This window comes from Pseudomonas sp. TE3728 (genome assembly GCF_056279145.1).
Genome location: NZ_JBWBQT010000001.1, coordinates 3,558,208 through 3,576,806 on the forward strand (window position 1 = coordinate 3,558,208; position 18,599 = coordinate 3,576,806).

Consider the following 18,599-nt stretch of genomic DNA (forward strand, 5'->3'; position numbering starts at 1 on the left):
TCGCCCCTTTTTCCGTCTTGCTCCAAGCTTTACGCCGCGCTGAACATCTTGTGCGGATCGATCACAAACTTCTTCGGCACGCCCGCATCGAACTCGCCATAGCCACGTGGCGCATCATCCAGGCTGATGACTTCCACACCAACGATGTCGGCAATCTTGATGCGATCCCACATGATCGCCTGCATCAGTTGGCGGTTGTACTTCATCACCGGGGTCTGGCCGGTGTGGAAGCTGTGGGATTTGGCCCAGCCCAGACCGAAGCGGATGCTCAGGCTGCCCATTTTCGCGGCAGCGTCCACTGCACCCGGATCTTCGGTGACGTACAGGCCAGGAATACCGATTTTGCCCGCCACGCGAACCACGCCCATCAGCGAGTTGAGCACGGTGGCCGGAGCCTCGTGCTTCACGCCGGCATGGCCGTGACCGCGAGCTTCGAAGCCTACGGCATCGACGGCGCAGTCCACTTCCGGTTCGCCCAACAGTGCAGCGATTTGTTCGTGCAGTGGGGTGTCTGTCGACAGGTCGGCGATTTCGAAACCCTGAGCCTTGGCATGGGCCAGGCGGATCGGGTTGACGTCACCGATGATCACCACCGCAGCACCCAGCAGACGAGCGGAAGCGGCAGCTGCCAGGCCAACCGGGCCGGCGCCGGCGATGTACACGGTGCTGCCAGGGCCAACGCCGGCAGTCACTGCGCCGTGGTAACCAGTGGGCAGGATGTCGGAGAGACAGGTCAGGTCACGGATTTTTTCCATGGCCCGATCGCGATCTGGAAGTTTCAGCAGGTTGAAGTCGGCATACGGCACAAACGCGTATTCGGCTTGGCCACCGGTCCAGTCACCCATGTCGACGTAACCATAGGCACCGCCCGGACGCGCCGGGTTAACGCTCAGGCAGACGCCAGTATGTTGCTCTTTGCACGAACGGCAACGGCCACAGGCAACGTTGAAAGGAACCGACACCAGGTCGCCGATCTGCAGGTTCTCGACACCGCTGCCCTTCTCGATCACTTCACCCGTGATCTCGTGGCCCAGCACCAGACCGGTCTGAGCGGTGGTGCGACCGCGCACCATGTGCTGATCGGAACCACAGATATTGGTGGACACTACGCGCAGGATGACGCCGTGCTCGATCTTCCTGCCGCGCGGGTCCTGCATTTTGGGATAGTCGATTTTCTGTACTTCGACCTTGCCAGCGCCGAGATACACCACACCACGATTACCAGACATGCTTTCACCTCGCTGTTGTTTTTATGTAGCGGTCGCGTCGCCATGGAGCGGCGGCGCGTTGATTGCTCGGGTTATTGCCTGTGTGTCTTGTGTTGTTTGTTATGGCGCCATCGCTAGCAGGCTAGCTCCCACAAGGGTACGCATTTCAATGTGGGAACTAGCCTGCTAGCGATGGCGATCTAAAGAACGACCGTGCGATTGGCGTTCAAAAACACCCGTCGTTCAATGTGATAGCCCACCGCCCGCGCCAGGGTCAGCCCTTCGATATCCCGCCCCTTGGCGATCAAATCTTCGGGGTAATGACTATGATCCACAGCCTCCACGCCCTGGGCGATGATCGGGCCTTCGTCCAGGTCGTTGTTGATGTAATGCGCCGTGGCGCCGACCAGTTTCACGCCCTTGTTGTAGGCCTGGTGATAGGGCTTGGCACCCTTGAAACCCGGCAGCAGGGAGTGATGAATGTTGATCGCCTTGCCGTCGAGTTTGCGGCACAACTCTGGGGACAGAACCTGCATGTAGCGCGCAAGAATCACCAGTTCGGCGCCGGACTCTTCGACCACCTGCCAGACCTGACGCTCCTGCGAGGGCTTGTCGTTCGGGTCCAGCGGAAAATGGTAGTACGGAATCTGATGCCAGTCGGCCAACGGCTTGAGGTCCGGGTGGTTGGAAACCACGGCGACCACGTCCATCGACAACTGGCCGATGCGCTGACGGTAGAGCAAGTCGTTGAGGCAGTGATCGGCCTTGGACACCATGATCACCACTTTCGGCCGGTGATGCGGCGGGGTCAGTTCGAAGACCATCCCGAAGGCGTCACCACGTTCCGCCAGACCTGCGCGAAAGGCTTGTTCGTCGAAGCCGTCGGGCTGACGGAATTCCACGCGAATGAAAAAACGACCCGAGAGCCGGTCATCAAAGGAATGGTGCTCGGTGACGTAGCAGCCCTGCTCGAACAGAAAGCGGGTCACCGCATCCACGGTGCCGAGGACGCTAGGGCAATCGGCGGTCAGAATCCATGTGTCTGGGGCGCGGCTCATAATGCGGTGACTCCTGTTCGAAAATACCTACGCGACTGCGAAGACCTGTGGCGAGGGAGCTTGCTCCCGCTGGGTTGCGAAGCAACCCCTTTTTCAGCAACCGCATTCCTGCAGAAGGAACGCGGACTCAGGTTTTACGACTGCTGCGCAGCCGAGCGGGAGCAAGCTCCCTCGCCACAATTACGCCTGGACGCTAAGCCCGTACTCAGCCGCCGCATCCTGCAACCACAACCACCAGTAATCCGAGAAGCTGCGACGAATCAGCAGTTCCCAGGTGTCTTCGGCGGTGTGGCGGATCATCAATTGCGACTTGGCGAACACCGTGCCGACAGCCTTGCCCACCGGGAAGTTGTTAGGGTGCACGTCATAGCTGGTGGATTTCATCAGCACCTGGCGTACGTTCGGGCCGCTGAGCTCGAGGATTTGCTGGCCACCGCTGACGTTGACGATCTGGATGTGCAGGTCGCCCAGTGCTTCACGCAGCTTTTTCTCGGCAGCGAATTCTTCACCGGTTGGCACGATCAGCAGCCATTCATCCGGCCCCATCCATTGCAGGCTGGTTTCGCCTTTGATCACCACGGTCAGCGCGGCGGGCAGTTCCAGGCCGAGGGCCTTATGCACGCCGGCGGCGAACGCGGCATCGTGACCATCGCCACGGATGGTCAGGTGACCGAGGAGTTTTTTCTCACGCACGATCACGCCGGCGTTCTTGCGGCCCTTGCCCACCAGGCTGGCGAGGTCGGCATGATGCAGCGACGACTCGGCCTTGGCCCCGGTGGTTGGGCGTTGTTGGTAAACATTGGCTGCGGTCATAAAGCACCTTTCCTGAATTCTGTTGGTTCCTGTGGTGGCTGCACTGCCGTCATCGCTAGCAGGCTAGCTCCCACATTCGACCGCGTTTCCCTGTGGGGGCTAGCCTGCTAGCGATTGGTAGCCCACCCACAGATCTCGAGGCCATCAAATATTCTGGCGATCGCCTTTCGGATCGAAGAACACCGAAGAAACGATTTCCGCCTCGATCACGCTGCCGTCGGCCAGCGGTGCGAACACCCGCTCACCCATGCGCTTCAAGCCGCCCTTGACCACACCCATGGCAAACGAATAGCCCAGGGAGTTGTGCAGGTAACTGGAAGTCACGTGACCGACCATGGTCATCGGGATGGTTTGCTTGGTGTTGAACACCAGTTGCGCCCCTTCCGGCAGCCATTTGGTCGGATCGATCGGCTTCAGACCGACCAGCTGTTTGCGCTGATCACGCACGCAGTCTTCGCGGTTCATGCCACGCCAGCCGATCCACGAGAACGGTTTGGTGCGACCGACACACCAGCCCATGTTCAGGTCGTCCGGGGTCATCGAGCTGTCAGTGTCCTGACCGACGATGATGAAGCCCTTCTCCGCACGCAGAACGTGCATGGTTTCGGTGCCGTACGGGGTCAGGTTGTACTGCTTGCCGGCCTCGACGATTTTTTCCAGCACGCCCATGGCGTAGTCGGCCTGAACGTTGACTTCGTACGACAGCTCACCGGTAAACGAAATCCGGAACACCCGCGCCGGCACACCACCGACCAGACCTTCTTTCCAGGTCATGAACGGGAAGGCTTCGTTGCTCAAGTCGATGTCGGTGACTTCGCTGAGCAGCTTGCGGCTGTTCGGCCCCGACAGGGTCATGGTCGCCCAGTGGTCAGTGACCGAAGTGAAGTACACCTTCAGCTCTGGCCATTCGGTCTGGTGGTAGATTTCCAGCCATTGCAGCACGCGTGCAGCGCCGCCGGTGGTGGTGGTCATCACGAAATGGTTGTCGGCCAGGCATGCAGTCACGCCGTCGTCGAACACCATGCCGTCTTCTTTACACATCAGGCCGTAACGGGCCTTGCCCACATCGAGCTTGGTCCAGGCGTTGGTGTAGATGCGGTTGAGGAACTCACGCGAATCCGGGCCCTGGATGTCGATCTTGCCCAGGGTCGAAGCGTCCAGCAGGCCGACGCTGTCGCGCACGGCTTTGCATTCGCGCTTCACGGCGGTGTGCAGGTCTTCACCGTTTTTCGGGAAGTACCAAGGACGTTTCCACTGACCGACGTCTTCGAATTCAGCACCGTTTTTCACATGCCAGTGATGCAGCGCGGTGAAACGAACCGGCTCGAAGATGTGCCCACAGTGACGACCGGCCACGGCGCCGAAAGTCACCGGCGTGTAGTTCGGGCGGAACATGGTGGTGCCCATCTGCGGGATGGTCACGTTCAGCGAACGGGCGGCAATGGCCAGACCGTTGACGTTGCCGAGCTTGCCCTGATCGGTGCCGAAGCCCAGTGCGGTGTAGCGCTTGACGTGCTCGACCGACTCGAAGCCTTCGCGGGTCGCCAGTTCGATGGCGGCAGCGGTGACGTCGTTCTGCAGGTCGACGAATTGCTTCGGCGCACGGGCAGTGGCTTTTTCGTGAGGCACCTGGAACAGCGCCAGCGTCGGCTCTTCCAGACGGCTCAGGGCTTTCGGCAAGGTGCCTTCGACCACACTGAAACCGGCTTCGCTGGCGGCGCGAGCACCACCTGCAAAACCATCGGCCAGCGAGTCGCCGAGGCCGTAGACGCCGTTGATGCCACCGACGCACACGCGTTTCTGCGGTGCTTCACCCGGTACGAAACCGAGGATGTCTTCACGCCAGATCGGCTTGCCGCCCAAGTGCGATGCCAAGTGAACCACCGGGCTGTAACCGCCGGAACTGGCGACCAGGTCGCATTCGAGCCATTCGCCCGGGCTGGTGACGGTGTGTGCTTTTACGTCAATCGCGGCAACGCGAGCAGCGGTGACGTGCTTGCTGCCACGGGCCTCGATCACGGCGCTGCCGGTCAGGATGCGGATGCCTTTGGCGCGCGCTTCTTCCACCAGCGCACCACGCGGGTTGCTGCGGGCGTCGGCGATCGCAACCACTTGCAGGCTGGCGTCGAGCCAATCCAGCGCCACGCGGTAAGCGTGATCGTTGTTGGTCGACAGCACGAGCTTCTTGCCCGGTGCCACGCCGTAACGACGAACATAAGTCGACACAGCGCCGGCGAGCATGTTGCCCGGCACGTCGTTGTTGCCGTAAACCAGTGGACGTTCGTGAGTACCGGTCGCCAGCACTACACGCTTGGCGCGAACCCGGTGGATGCGCTGACGCACCTGGCCAATCGGGGCACGGTCACCGAGGTGATCGGTGAGGCGCTCGTGAATGGTCAGGAAGTTATGGTCGTGGTAACCGTTGACCGTGGCGCGCGGCAACAGCAACACGTCCGGGGTGTTTTTCAGCTCGGCGATGACGCTGGCGACCCACTCGGTGGCAGGCTTGCCGTCGAGGCTTTCGCGGGAATCGAGCAGGCTGCCGCCGAACTCTTCCTGCTCATCGGCCAGGATCACACGCGCACCGCTACGGGCAGCCGCCAGTGCAGCCGCCAGACCCGCCGGGCCAGCGCCGACGATCAGCACGTCGCAGTGCTGGTTCATGTAGTCGTAGGTGTCCGGATCGTTCTCGGTCGGCGAACGGCCAAGGCCGGCAGCCTTACGAATGTACTTCTCGTAAGTCATCCAGAACGATTGCGGGTACATGAAGGTTTTGTAGTAGAAGCCCGGCGGCATCAGCTTGCCGCCGACCTTGCCGAGAATCCCCATCATGTCGTTGTTCACGCTTGGCCAGCCGTTGGTGCTGGTGGCGACCAGGCCTTGATACAGCGCTTGTTGCGTGGCGCGCACGTTGGGGATCTGCGTGGCTTCGGTCGCACCGATCTGCAGCACAGCGTTCGGCTCTTCGGCACCGGCGGCGAAGATGCCGCGTGGACGCGAGTACTTGAAGCTGCGGCCGATGATGTCGACACCGTTGGCCAGCAGGGCTGCGGCCAGGGAGTCGCCTTCAAAGCCTTTGTAGACCTGGCCGTTGAAGGTGAAGCTCAGCACTTTGTTGCGGTCGATGCGTCCGCCGTTGGACAGGCGATTGATCTGGCTCATACCTTCTCTCCCAGAGCCGTGGCGGCCGCTTTCGGGCTGTCGGTCTTGTCGGTGAACTGCGGCTTGGCGCCGATCTTGTAGGTTTCGAGAATCTCGTAGGTCACGGTGTCACGGGTGACGTTGAAGTACTGACGGCAACCGGCGACGTGATCCCACAGCTCGTGGTGCAGACCGCGAGGGTTATCGCGGAAGAACATGTAGTCGCCCCACTCCTCGTCGGTGCAGCTGTTCGGATCCAGTGGACGCGGGATGTGCGCCTGGCCGGATGCATGGAATTCCTCTTCGGAGCGCAGTTCGCCACAGTGAGGACAGAAGATATGCAACATAGGGATTTCTCCTGTTAGTGGGCGACTGCTGCAGCGCCGTGTTCGTCGATCAACGCACCGCTATGGAAACGGTCGATGGAGAAAGGTGCAGCCAATGGGTGCATTTCACCCTTGGCCAGACTCGCGGCAAACACGTTGCCCGAGCCAGGTGTTGCCTTGAAGCCACCGGTGCCCCAACCGCAGTTGAAGAACATGTTCGGTACCGGGGTTTTCGAGATGATCGGGCATGCATCCGGCGTGGTGTCGACGATGCCGCCCCACTGACGGTTCATGCGTACACGGGACAACACCGGGAACATCTCGACAATGGCCTGGATGGTGTGCTCGATCACCGGGTACGAACCACGCTGGCCGTAGCCGTTGTAGCCGTCGATACCGGCGCCGATCACCAGGTCGCCCTTGTCGGACTGGCTGATGTAACCGTGTACGGCGTTGGACATGATTACGCTGTCGATAATCGGCTTGATCGGCTCGGACACCAGCGCTTGCAGCGGGTGCGATTCGATCGGCAGACGGAAACCGGCGAGTTTGGCCATGTGCCCGGAGTTACCGGCGGTGACCACACCGACGCGTTTGGCGCCGATGAAGCCCTTGTTGGTTTCAACACCGATGCACACGCCGTTTTCCTTACGGAAACCGATCACTTCGGTTTGTTGAATCAGGTCCACGCCCAAGGCATCGGCGGCACGGGCAAAGCCCCACGCCACGGCATCGTGACGGGCCACGCCGCCGCGACGCTGGACGGTTGCGCCCATCACCGGATAGCGAGTGTTCTTGGAGCAGTCGAGGTACGGAATCTCGTCGGCTACCTGTTTGGCATCGAGCAGCTCACCGTCCACGCCGTTGAGGCGGTTGGCGCTGACCCGACGCTCGGAATCACGAATGTCTTGAAGCGTGTGGCACAAGTTGTAAACGCCACGCTGGGAGAACATCACGTTGTAGTTCAGGTCCTGGGACAGGCCTTCCCACAATTTCATCGCGTGTTCGTACAGGTGCGCCGACTCGTCCCACAGGTAGTTGGAGCGAACGATGGTGGTGTTGCGCGCGGTGTTACCGCCGCCCAGCCAGCCTTTCTCGACCACAGCCACGTTGGTGATGCCGTGTTCCTTGGCCAGGTAGTAGGCGGTCGCCAGACCATGCCCGCCACCGCCGACGATGACCACGTCATAGACCTTTTTCGGGGTCGGCGTGCGCCACATCTTCTGCCAGTTTTCGTGATGGCTGAGGGAGTGTTTGAAGAGGCCGAAGCCCGAATAGCGTTGCATAGTCATTTACTCCAAAACCGCGCTCAGCGATAAACCGGGAAGTCCGCGCACAGGGCTGCCACATGCTGCGCGACATTGGCCTCGACATCGGCGTCACCGAGGTTGTCGAGGATGTCGCAGATCCAGCCGGCCAGTTCAACGCACTGGGTAACCTTGAAGCCGCGAGTGGTCACCGCCGGGGTGCCGATGCGCAGGCCGGAGGTCACGAACGGCGACTGTGGATCGTTCGGGACAGCGTTCTTGTTCACGGTGATGTGGGCGCGACCGAGTGCTGCGTCCGCCTCTTTACCGGTGAGGCCCTGACGGATCAGGCTGACCAGGAACAGGTGGTTATCGGTACCGCCGGACACTACATCGTAGCCGCGTTTGATAAATACGCCGGCCATGGCTTGGGCGTTGTCGATCACTTGTTGCTGGTAAGCCTTGAAGCCAGGCTCCAGCGCTTCCTTGAAGCACACGGCTTTACCGGCGATGACGTGCATCAGCGGGCCGCCCTGAGCACCGGGGAATACGGCAGCGTTAAGCTTCTTCTCGATTTCTTCGTTGGACTTGCACAGGATCAGGCCACCACGCGGACCGCGCAGGGTCTTGTGGGTGGTGGTGGTGACCACGTCGGCGTAAGGCAGCGGGTTCGGGTACAGGCCGGCAGCGACCAGACCGGCAACGTGGGCCATGTCGACGAACAGCAGCGCACCGACCTTGTCGGCGATCTGACGGAAGCGTGGGAAGTCCAGGGTCTTGGAGTAGGCAGAGAAGCCGGCGACGATCATTTTCGGCTTGCACTCGACGGCCAGGCGCTCGACTTCGTCGTAATCGATCAGGCCGGTCTTGGTGTCGATGCCGTACTGCACGGCGTTGTACAGCTTGCCCGAGGACGACACTTTGGCGCCGTGGGTCAGGTGGCCGCCGTGGGCCAGGCTCATGCCGAGAATGGTGTCGCCGGCTTGCAGCAGGGCCAGGTACACGGCGCTGTTGGCCGAAGAGCCGGAGTGCGGCTGAACGTTGGCATAGTCGGCACCAAACAATTGCTTGGCGCGCTCGATGGCCAGGGCTTCGACCTTGTCGACGTGCTCGCAGCCACCGTAGTAGCGCTTGCCCGGATAGCCTTCGGCGTACTTGTTGGTCAGGCCGCTGCCTTGCGCTTCCATCACGCGCTTGCTGGTGTAGTTCTCGGACGCGATCAGCTCGATGTGATCTTCCTGGCGTTGCTCCTCGGCATTCATCGCCGCCAGCAGTGCATCGTCGTAACCTTTGATCTGGTCTTGCTTGCTGAACATCGCGTCTCTCCCAGCGGCATCTATGCGCCATTCGTCTCGGTAAGGCACTGGCGTTACGGCAGTGCCCTTTGGAAGCGATGGTATGACCGGCGCAGACAGGTCAAATGCCTATGGACGCCACGCAAAGGTGCGTTTACGACATGGGCCGAGAGAGCAGGGTTTTGCATGCCCCTGTAGGAACTGCCGAAGGCTGCGATCTTTTGACTTTGCTCTATAGAAGATCAAAAGATCGCAGCCTTCGGCAGCTCCTACAGGGGTCAGGCGATGAGTTGGCGCAAGGCCAGAAGCACGAGGAAATGCACGGGATAGAGCGCATACGCCCAACGGCGCATCGGCGGTGGTTGAATGCCTCGAGCGTGTCGTAATAGCAACAGCCCCAACAATGGCGCAATCAGACAAGCGGCAATGCCGAGGATGGCTGCATTGCTGTGAAGTCGTGCGGCGTAATACAGCACTTGCCATTGATTGGCCGCCAGGCAGACCAGCCCCGGCAGCAGGCTGAAATACCAGGGACGCCTGATCACCAGCAACATCGCCAGCGGCAACAGCACGCCGAAGAAACCGAACATCAGTCGTTCCGGGAACAGCGCCGCCAACAACAAGGCACCGGCCGCCAATAGTCGCGATTCAAGCATCCGGTTCTGCCAGCCAAGCGCAACCAACAGCCCCAGAATCAACGTGGGCAATACGTTTAAGGTTTTGAGATCAGGAATGTACATCCGGTAGGGGATTTCGCTTACAGCGCTAAACAGCAACAACCAACCGAGGTAACGCCACTGGCCGTCGGCCGTGACTGCACGGACTCGCGACAGGTTCGCCGCCATCGCCAGACAGAACCACGGGAACGCCAACCTGCCCGGCACATACAGAATATCGACGGAATAACCGACATATCGCAGGTGATCGAGCACCATGCTCAGCAGCGCCAGCCACTTGAGCAGATCCAGCGCCCCATCCCGTTGCGTCATGTGCATAATTGCCCGTCAACCGTGTATTTTTCTGACAGCAACATCCCGTGTGCTCCCCGGACGATCTTCGGTAAAGTGCGCACCATCATTGACCACGATGCTCTTCACCATAAGAGCCTCGACCACGGAAGCCGGCCATGACCGATAAGAGCCAACAATTCGCCAGCGACAACTATTCCGGTATCTGCCCTGAAGCCTGGGCTGCCATGGAACAGGCCAACCACGGCCACCAGCGCGCTTATGGCGACGATGAGTGGACCGCACGCGCGTCCGATCAATTCCGCAAACTGTTCGAAACCGACTGCGAAGTGTTCTTCGCCTTCAACGGCACCGCGGCCAACTCATTGGCCCTGTCGTCACTGTGCCAGAGTTACCACAGCGTGATCTGCTCGGAAACCGCCCACGTCGAAACCGACGAATGCGGCGCGCCGGAGTTTTTCTCCAACGGCTCCAAGCTGCTCATCGCCCGCACCGAAAACGGCAAGCTGACGCCGGAGTCGATCCGCGAAATCGCCCTCAAGCGCCAGGACATCCACTACCCCAAACCCCGTGTCGTGACCCTGACCCAGGCCACCGAAGTCGGCAGCGTGTACACCCCGCAAGAAATCCGCGCCATCAGTGCCACCTGCAAAGAACTGGGCCTGAACCTGCACATGGACGGCGCACGCTTCTCCAATGCGTGCGCATTTCTTGGCTGCTCGCCAGCCGACCTGACCTGGAAGGCCGGCGTTGACGTGCTGTGCTTCGGCGGCACGAAAAACGGCATGGCGGTGGGCGAAGCGATTCTGTTCTTCAATCACAAACTGGCTGAAGACTTCGATTACCGCTGCAAGCAGGCCGGTCAACTGGCCTCGAAGATGCGCTTCCTCTCGGCGCCGTGGGTCGGGATCCTGGAAAACGACGCCTGGCTCAAATACGCCCGCCACGCCAACCACTGCGCACAGCTGCTGGCCGAACTGGTGAGCGATATTCCTGGCGTGGAACTGATGTTCCCGGTGCAGGCCAACGGCGTGTTCCTGCAACTGTCGGAGCCGGCAATCGCCGCGCTGACCGCCAAGGGCTGGCGCTTCTACACCTTCATCGGCAACGGCGGCGCACGCTTCATGTGCTCGTGGGACACCGAAGAAGAGCGTGTGCGGGAATTGGCGGCGGATATTCGGCACGTGATGTCGGCCTGAAGCCCGCAAGCTTTTGTGGCGAGGGAGCTTGCTCCCGCTCGGCTGCGCAGCAGTCGTGAAACCAGCCAACGCGGTCTACCTGACAGACCACATGCTCAGGCTTTGGGGCTGCTTCGCAACCCAGCGGGAGCAAGCTCCCTCGCCACAGATTCTGTGTTCGATCTCTACTATCTGATTGAAATAAAACCCAGTGGCGAGGGGGCTTGTCGGAACGCCGCATCGCCCCGTTCAGCTGCGCAGCAGTCGTAAAAAACCAACCAATGCGGTCTGCCTGACAGACCGCACTCTCAGGATTAAGGGCTGCTGCGCAACCCAACGGGGGCAAGCCCCCTCGCCACATACAGCCTTCATGCAAAATGATCCCGCAAGAGTTGGTCTACATTGACTGGCGAGCTGTTTCGATCCGCTCAGATAACAACAATCAGGAGCGTACGCATGACATTACAAGGCAAAACCCTGTTCATCACCGGCGCCAGCCGTGGCATCGGCCGTGAGATTGCGCTGCGGGCAGCAAAGGACGGGGCCAATATCGTGATTGCCGCCAAAAGCGCCACCCCTCACCCCAAACTGCCCGGCACCATTTTCAGCGTGGCGGCGGAAGTTGAAGCCGCGGGAGGCAAGGCATTGGCCTTGCAGGTTGATGTGCGTGATGAAGTTGCCGTGCGCCAGGCCATGGCCGACGCCAGCGCACATTTCGGCGGCATCGATGCGCTGATTAACAATGCCGGGGCGATCAAGCTGACCGGTGTGCAACACATCGAACTCAAGCGCTTCGACCTGATGCACCAGATCAACACCCGCGCCGTGCTGCTGTGCAGTCAGGCAGCCCTGCCCCATCTGAAGAAATCCGCCGGGCACATTCTCAATCTGTCGCCGCCGCTGAATCTGGCCCCCAAGTGGTTCGCCCAGTACAGCCCGTACACGGTGACCAAATACGGCATGAGTATGCTGACGTTAGGCATGAGTGAGGAATTTGCCAACTACGGCATCAGCGTCAATTCCCTGTGGCCACAGACCATGATCGCCACGGCTGCCATCGAGTTTCAGCTGGGGTCACGCGAGTCGTTCAAACATGCGCGCACGCCGGCGATCATGGCGGATGCTGCTTGCGCGATTCTGAGCAGCAGTGGTCGCAGCATCACCGGGCGGTTGCTGATTGATGAGGAGATTCTGGGTGAGCAGGGGGTGACGGATTTTGAAGGGTATCGGTTTGCGCCTGATTCCACCGACAAACTGATGACGGATCTGTTTGTCGACTGACTCGGCACGGCTATCCACAACGCTCTGTAGGAGCTGCCGAAGGCTGCGATCTTTTGATCTTGATCCTAAAAAGCAAAATCAAAAGATCGCAGCCTTCGGCAGCTCCTACAGGGATATTCGGCAGCCATCAAAGATGAAGCGTTACTTAGAACTCGATCCGCACGTCGCCCTTCGGCACGCTGCAGCACGACAGGATGAACCCTTCGGCTTCGTCTTCCTCGGTAATCCCGCCGTTGTGGTCCATTTCAACCTCGCCGCCCAACTTCATCACCTTGCACGTCCCGCAAATCCCCATCCCGCAGGCTTTCGGGATCAGCAGGCCAAGTTTGGCCGCCGCCGCATGCACGGTCTCCCCTGGCGCCACGCGAATGCTTTTGCCGGACGCGGTGAATTCCACCTGATGCAGATCTGCAATGTCGACTTCCGGTGCGTCTGCTGCGATTTCGGCTTGCTCCACCGCATCGGCACGGGCTTCCGCTGGCGTCGCGCCGAAGGATTCCTCGTGATAACGCTTCATGTCGAAACCCGCCGCCTCAAGCATGCGCTTGACCGCGTTCATGTACGGGGTCGGGCCGCAGCAGAAGACTTCACGGTCGAGGAAGTCCGGCGCCATCAGTTCGAGCATCTTGTGGTTCAGGTAACCGCGATAACCGGCCCACGGCTCGCCCAGACCATGCTTCTCGCAGATCAGGTGCAGGCTGAAGTTATCGATCCGCGACGCCATGTGTTCCAGCTCGCGGTGGTAAATGATGTCTTTCGGTGAACGGGCGCTGTGGATAAATACCATGTCGACATTGCCGTTGGTGTCGTAGAACCAACGGGCCATGGACATGCACGGCGTAATACCGACGCCACCGCTGAGGTAGAGCACTTTCGGCGCAGGGAAGTCCATGGCGTTGAACAGCCCGACCGGCCCGTGCACCGCCAGCTCCTGGCCTTCATGCAGAGTGTCGTGCAGCCAGTTGGAGACCTTGCCCCCCGGCACGCGCTTGATGGTCACCGAAAAGCTGTACGGCACCGACGGCGAGCTGGAAATGGTGTAGGAGCGCATGATCGGCACGCCGTCGATTTCCAGCTCCAGGGTGACGAACTGCCCGGGCTTGAAGAAGAACAGGATCGGCTGGTCGGCCATGAAGCAGAAGGTGCGCACATCCCAGGTTTCCTGGATGACTTTGACGCAACGGACAATGTGTCGACCATTGGCCCAGGTCTGGGTGGTTACCGGATTCAGGAAGCTGTTGGACATGCTGTTCTCCACGGCCGACTACCGGCCTTTATGTTGGCGATTCTGCGTATAGCGCAGCCCCTCCATTTACCTATCTGCGACATTCACATACTTATCGCGACCAGCCCCCAATTACCGGGGGTTGCGCGTCGGGAACAGATTGGGCCATGTCGCCCATGGATAAGGTTCTGGCGAGCGCCGGCCCCACACTCGCCCCATACCAAGACATAATCTTTACACCTTGCGTAGCAAACCTGATTAGCCACTTTCGCCGGCCACACAGAATGGCCTTGAGGATCAAATCGATGGACGTCACCGCAAAAATCAGCCTGGGCGATCCGCTGGAACCCGCACGCAAGGCCACCGCGCAGATGCTGCAAGAGCGCGAGCGCACTTTCTCGCTGCCGCAGCCGTTTTACTCTGACGAGCGGCTGTTTGATATCGACATGCAGGAAATCTTTCAGAAAGAGTGGTTGATCGCCGGCATGACCTGCGAAATCCCGACCAAGGGCAACTACCTGACCCTGCAAGTCGGCAAGAACCCGATCATCGTGATTCGTGGCGCCGACGGCGTGGTCCATGCGTTCCACAACGTCTGCCGTCACCGCGGTTCACGGCTATGCACCAGTGAAAAAGGCAAAGTCGCCAAACTGGTTTGCCACTACCACCAGTGGACGTATGAGCTGGACGGTCGCCTGCTGTTCGCCGGTACCGAAATGGGCGCCGACTTCGACATGAAGCAGTACGGCCTCAAGCCGGTAAACGTGAAGACCGCTGGCGGCTACATCTTCATCAGCCTGTCGGAGAACCCGCCAGCCATTGATGACTTCCTGTCGACGCTCAGCCATTACATGGAACCGTACGACATGGAAAACACCAAGGTGGCGGTGCAAACCACCTTGATGGAGAAAGCCAACTGGAAACTGGTGCTGGAAAACAACCGCGAGTGCTACCACTGCAACGCGTCGCACCCGGAACTGTTGAAAACCCTGCTGGAATGGGACGACGTCACCGACCCGCGTGCCGACCAGGCCTTCAAGGACCACGTCGCAGCTTCGGCCGCTGCCTGGGAAGCCGAGAAGATCCCTTACGCCCACGCCAGTTTCGGCCTGCGTAACCGCATCGTGCGCATGCCGCTGCTCAAGGGCACCGTGTCGATGACCCTGGACGGCAAACAGGGCTGCGCCAAACTCATGGGCCGCATCAAGAACCCGGACCTGGGCTCGATGCGCATCCTGCACCTGCCGCACTCATGGAACCACTGCATGGGCGACCACATCATCGTGTTCACTGTGTGGCCGATCAGCGCTCAGGAAACCATGGTCACCACCAAGTGGATCGTCCACAAGGACGCGGTCGAAGGCGTGGACTACGACGTGGAGCGTATGCGCCAGGTCTGGGATGCGACCAACGACCAGGACCGTCGCCTGGCCGAAGAGAACCAGCGCGGGATCAACTCCACCGCGTACCAGCCAGGGCCTTACTCCAAGACCTATGAGTTTGGCGTGGTGAACTTTGTGGATTGGTACAGCGAGCGGTTGCTGAACAACCTTGGGGCCGAGCCTGCGCCTTACCTCAAAGGGGTTCCGGTTCAAGGCTAAGAGCAAAAGCATCGCGAGCAGGCTCGCTCCCACACTGGATCTATATGCACTGAAGATCCCTTGTGGGAGCGAGCCTGCTCGCGATGACGGCCTACCCGTCACCACAAATCAATGGGCTGACGAAGACCACCGCACCGACCCATCCTCCCCAATAAACGTCTCTTCGATGTTCTCCCCCACCAGCCGCACCTTCACATAACCATTCAGCACCCGTAATGGGTACGCCTCATCCCGCGCATTTTGCGTTTCCGACCACAGCACCCGCGAATGCCCGTTCAGCTCACTGGCATTGCCGTAGGGAATCGCCCCGTGCCCGGCGCAGCGTGCATGCAACCCGCCTTGAGCGGCGTAGCAGATGCCGTTGTGCAAATGCCCCCAATACCAGTAATCCGGCTCACGCCCCAAGGCATCGCACACCGGTTGATACAGCGCCGTCTTGTTGTGCCCGGTAATGTCGAAACCCTGGTGATGACTGAGCACCATGATTTTCTTGCGCTGAGGCAGCCCTTTCATCCAGTCGATCTGCTCCTTGTTCAGCGCACCGTCCATGTACAGGTTAATCGGATCCGAGGCATACGCCGTGTCGAGGCCGATCACCAGCCAGTCATCGTTGTACAACGCAAAATAGCTGGTGCCCTGCTGCGCCGGAAAACGCTTGGCCAATTCCTTGAAATAGCCATGAGCGCCGCTGTACATCTCGTGGTTGGAGTTGAGGGTGAACGAGCCGTGCTTGCCCATGGGCCAGCCGACCATGTCGACGTCTTCCTGGGAGTGGGTACCGGCGTAATACACGTCCCCCAAGTGAACGGTGAAATCGGCCTGAGCCAGTTGCATCTGATTGGCCACCGACACCGCCGGCGCATGGCTGTCGAACGGCCCGGTGCCCCAGTCGCCGGCGATGGCCAGGGTCACGTCACTGTCCATGCGCATCAGCGCCGGGTTGGTAGCGAACGGCGCGTGATGCCGCAGGTTCTCGATCCACTTGAGCAGCGCCTCGCTCCACAGCAGATCCAGCAGTTCCCATTTGCGACAACCGAGCAAGCTGCCGTCCTTGAGCACTCGGGTTTGCAGTTCGTCTACCGATTGCGGCAAGGGGCTGGCGTTGCCGATGTGCAGGATCGACAAGCCATGCGCCAACTCCCACGGCACACTCGGCTGATCGTCTGGCACATCGCCGTGCTTGAGCACGTATTGCGCCTGATCGTGGCCCCGTTGCAGCAGCTCGACGATGGCCTCGAACTCCTCCGGTTCAAGCTCGCTGACGAGCTTTTTCCAGGCCATTTCCAGGCGGGTGAACAAGCCGTGAAAGCGCAGCTTGACCTTGACGTACTCGTGTTCCCAATGACTGACCAATGACATGTCGTCTTCCTCCATCCGTAGTGGAATTACAGGGTTTTCATGAACTCGATGAGCGCCCGCTTATCGAGCTCCGACAGTTGCGTGCCGTACAGGTGGCCGCCGTTGTGGTTGCCCTCCAGGCGCGTGTCGTATTTGAAGTCCGCCGAAGCCTTCATCTGCTGGCCACTGGTGACGAAGCCGACTTTGTCCTGGTCGTACACATCGGAGCCGGTGAAGAACACCAGCGGTCTCTTTTCCGGTGGTTGCAGCAAGTCCCACAGGGTCGGCACCGAACCGTTGTGCAAGTACGGCGCGCGCAACCAGACGCCGTCGGTGGGCGTGTTGCTGTAGCTCTGGGTCTTGCGATAGGCGCCGAAGTCGAACGGTGATTTCTTGAAGCCATGGAAAGCCGTCACTAAACCATTGGTGAACGAGTTCAGCCGATGGGGATCGGTGCCCAGTTCCTCAATGTTGGTGGTGACCTGACCGGTGTCGGTGCGGCCGAAATCATGACAACCGGCGCAGTTGTTTTCCCAGACCGGCTTGCCCTGTGCAACCTTGGCCTTATCCAGCGCGAACGGCCAGGCTGGCGCCTTGTGGCCCAGCAGCCAGTTGGTCACTCGATTGAAGCTGGCCGGCAACACCGACTCCGGCGTTGCGCCCACGGCCATGGCCGCCGCGTAGTTACGCTCATGGATGTCGTTGTTGTTGCCGTCCCAGTGCAGGTACAGCGACTCCCGAGGCTTCTGGTTCCACACTTGCGGCAAGTCGACGGTGCCGATGGTCGAGTCATCCGGGAAGCCGAACACCACCATTTTCGTCGGGTTGAAGGTGTCGGTGCGCCCCGGCCCTTGCGGTGCGCGCAGACGTTGCCAGGCATAGGCCTGTTTCTGCTTGACCAGCGCGCTCGTGGCCATCGGAATGATCACGTAACGGTTGTACAAGCGCTCGAAAAACCCGAGCTGGAACTTGCTGTTGATCGCCGTCATCACCGCGTCGGGGGTGAATGTCGGGTCGCTGGCGCAATTGTAGGCGAACCACTGGAAGGCCTGCAGTTGCAGGGTATTGGCCGGCGCGGTGGCCACCGGGATGGCGACGTCGCTGGTAGTGGCCCGGTAGGAACCGGTGTGGCACAGGGCGCAGTTGGGCTCCACGGTCGGGTAGCCGATCTGCCGCTTGGCCATACCGATCGGCAGGTCCTTGCCGTTCTCGTAGAGGAAACCGAAAACTTCGTAGCCGCCGGGTTTCGGCAGCTTATCCGGGCACATCTGCGGTAACACGGCGAACAGGTAATAGGGAATCCGCGCTTCGATGCCCAGGCCGATGGCGCCGTATTTGTAGTGGTCCTCATCGGAGGCGTATTGCTCTGCCGGCACCACCCGCAGCATCTGGTACCAGGTTTCGTAGCCGATAAACCCCAGCGCCAGCACCACGACCAGCGTGGCGACTTTGAAGCTGTGCCGCTGCCAGCGTCGCGCCCAGGCTACGCGCCACGCATGCCAGCCGTCGCGAAGTAACGCCAGGGGCCGATTGGCCGGCGCGCTGCCCAGGTACAGCAGAACCCCGAGGATCAGGAACATGCTCAGATCACCCAGCAGCATCGGCACGAATACCTGAGCCTGGTTGCTGGTGTTGATCAGGTAGATCCAGAACGCCACGGCGACCAGTCGCGACAACACGCACAGCCACGAATGCACGACGTACCGCGGTGCGTTGAAGCCTGACGGCATGTAGAACAGGCTGATCCCCACCAGCAGCATGCCGGCGTTTTCCAGCCACGGATCGGAGAGTTGCGGCGGCATCCCGAGCATCGAAGTCAGCAACGCCGGCGCGAACAGCGCCGGAATCGCGAAGACCATATTCATCACGATGCCTAGCCAGATGAAGCGTTGAAACCAGCGGATGTAACTGTCCATGGCA

The 18,599-nt window shown here is 60.3% G+C and carries 14 protein-coding genes; 3 read left to right on the forward strand and 11 right to left on the reverse strand.

Annotated elements, in window-relative coordinates:
* Positions 1-29: 29 nt before the first annotated feature.
* The 8 genes from fdhA to ACZ89R_RS15470 form a co-directional block, all read right to left on the reverse strand.
* The gene (fdhA, locus tag ACZ89R_RS15435; protein WP_007907573.1) at positions 30-1,229 is read right to left on the reverse strand and encodes a formaldehyde dehydrogenase, glutathione-independent; all 1,200 of its coding nucleotides are present in this window, start codon (positions 1,227-1,229) and stop codon (positions 30-32) included.
* 179 nt (positions 1,230-1,408) lie between these two features.
* On the reverse strand, positions 1,409-2,266 hold the full coding sequence (purU, locus tag ACZ89R_RS15440) for a formyltetrahydrofolate deformylase (protein WP_007907570.1): 858 nt from the start codon (positions 2,264-2,266) through the stop codon (positions 1,409-1,411).
* Positions 2,267-2,446: 180 nt separating this feature from the next.
* The gene (locus ACZ89R_RS15445) at positions 2,447-3,079 is read right to left on the reverse strand and encodes a sarcosine oxidase subunit gamma (protein ID WP_038981143.1); all 633 of its coding nucleotides are present in this window, start codon (positions 3,077-3,079) and stop codon (positions 2,447-2,449) included.
* A gap of 144 nt (positions 3,080-3,223) precedes the next feature.
* Positions 3,224-6,241 (reverse strand): sarcosine oxidase subunit alpha, encoded by a 3,018-nt coding sequence (locus tag ACZ89R_RS15450; protein WP_429545333.1) that lies wholly within the window; start codon positions 6,239-6,241, stop codon positions 3,224-3,226.
* Positions 6,238-6,567 (reverse strand): sarcosine oxidase subunit delta, encoded by a 330-nt coding sequence (locus tag ACZ89R_RS15455; RefSeq protein ID WP_008008142.1) that lies wholly within the window; start codon positions 6,565-6,567, stop codon positions 6,238-6,240. The genes ACZ89R_RS15450 and ACZ89R_RS15455 overlap by 4 nt, the downstream gene beginning before the upstream one ends.
* A gap of 14 nt (positions 6,568-6,581) precedes the next feature.
* Positions 6,582-7,832 carry a sarcosine oxidase subunit beta gene (locus ACZ89R_RS15460; protein ID WP_007907561.1) on the reverse strand — a complete coding sequence of 417 codons (1,251 nt, stop codon included), beginning with the start codon at positions 7,830-7,832 and terminating at the stop codon, positions 6,582-6,584.
* Between the two features lie 23 nt (positions 7,833-7,855).
* Positions 7,856-9,109, reverse strand: coding sequence for a serine hydroxymethyltransferase (gene glyA / locus ACZ89R_RS15465; RefSeq protein ID WP_123497291.1), 1,254 nt, complete (start codon positions 9,107-9,109; stop codon positions 7,856-7,858).
* A gap of 257 nt (positions 9,110-9,366) precedes the next feature.
* A complete protein-coding gene (locus tag ACZ89R_RS15470; protein WP_429545332.1) occupies positions 9,367-10,083 on the reverse strand; it encodes a TraX family protein in 717 nt (238 codons plus the stop codon).
* 131 nt (positions 10,084-10,214) lie between these two features.
* Between ACZ89R_RS15470 and ACZ89R_RS15475 the strand changes: the two genes are divergently transcribed.
* Positions 10,215-11,255 (forward strand): threonine aldolase family protein, encoded by a 1,041-nt coding sequence (locus ACZ89R_RS15475; RefSeq protein ID WP_429545331.1) that lies wholly within the window; start codon positions 10,215-10,217, stop codon positions 11,253-11,255.
* A 435-nt stretch (positions 11,256-11,690) separates the two neighbouring features.
* Positions 11,691-12,515: an SDR family oxidoreductase gene (locus tag ACZ89R_RS15480; RefSeq protein ID WP_429545330.1), complete on the forward strand. Its 825-nt coding sequence runs from the start codon at positions 11,691-11,693 to the stop codon at positions 12,513-12,515.
* Between the two features lie 145 nt (positions 12,516-12,660).
* Here ACZ89R_RS15480 and gbcB read toward each other — a convergent pair whose 3' ends face one another.
* On the reverse strand, positions 12,661-13,761 hold the full coding sequence (gene gbcB, locus ACZ89R_RS15485) for a glycine-betaine demethylase subunit GbcB (RefSeq protein WP_429545329.1): 1,101 nt from the start codon (positions 13,759-13,761) through the stop codon (positions 12,661-12,663).
* Between the two features lie 284 nt (positions 13,762-14,045).
* Between gbcB and gbcA the strand changes: the two genes are divergently transcribed.
* Positions 14,046-15,341, forward strand: coding sequence for a glycine-betaine demethylase subunit GbcA (gene gbcA, locus ACZ89R_RS15490; RefSeq protein ID WP_429545328.1), 1,296 nt, complete (start codon positions 14,046-14,048; stop codon positions 15,339-15,341).
* Between the two features lie 108 nt (positions 15,342-15,449).
* On the opposite strand, the gene ACZ89R_RS15495 is transcribed toward gbcA, so the two are convergent.
* Positions 15,450-16,700, reverse strand: a complete 1,251-nt coding sequence (locus ACZ89R_RS15495; RefSeq protein ID WP_429545327.1) for a metallophosphoesterase family protein — start codon at positions 16,698-16,700, stop codon at positions 15,450-15,452.
* 26 nt (positions 16,701-16,726) lie between these two features.
* Entirely contained in the window at positions 16,727-18,595 is a 1,869-nt protein-coding gene (locus ACZ89R_RS15500) for a c-type cytochrome (protein WP_429545326.1), read from the reverse strand.
* Positions 18,596-18,599: the final 4 nt, after the last annotated feature.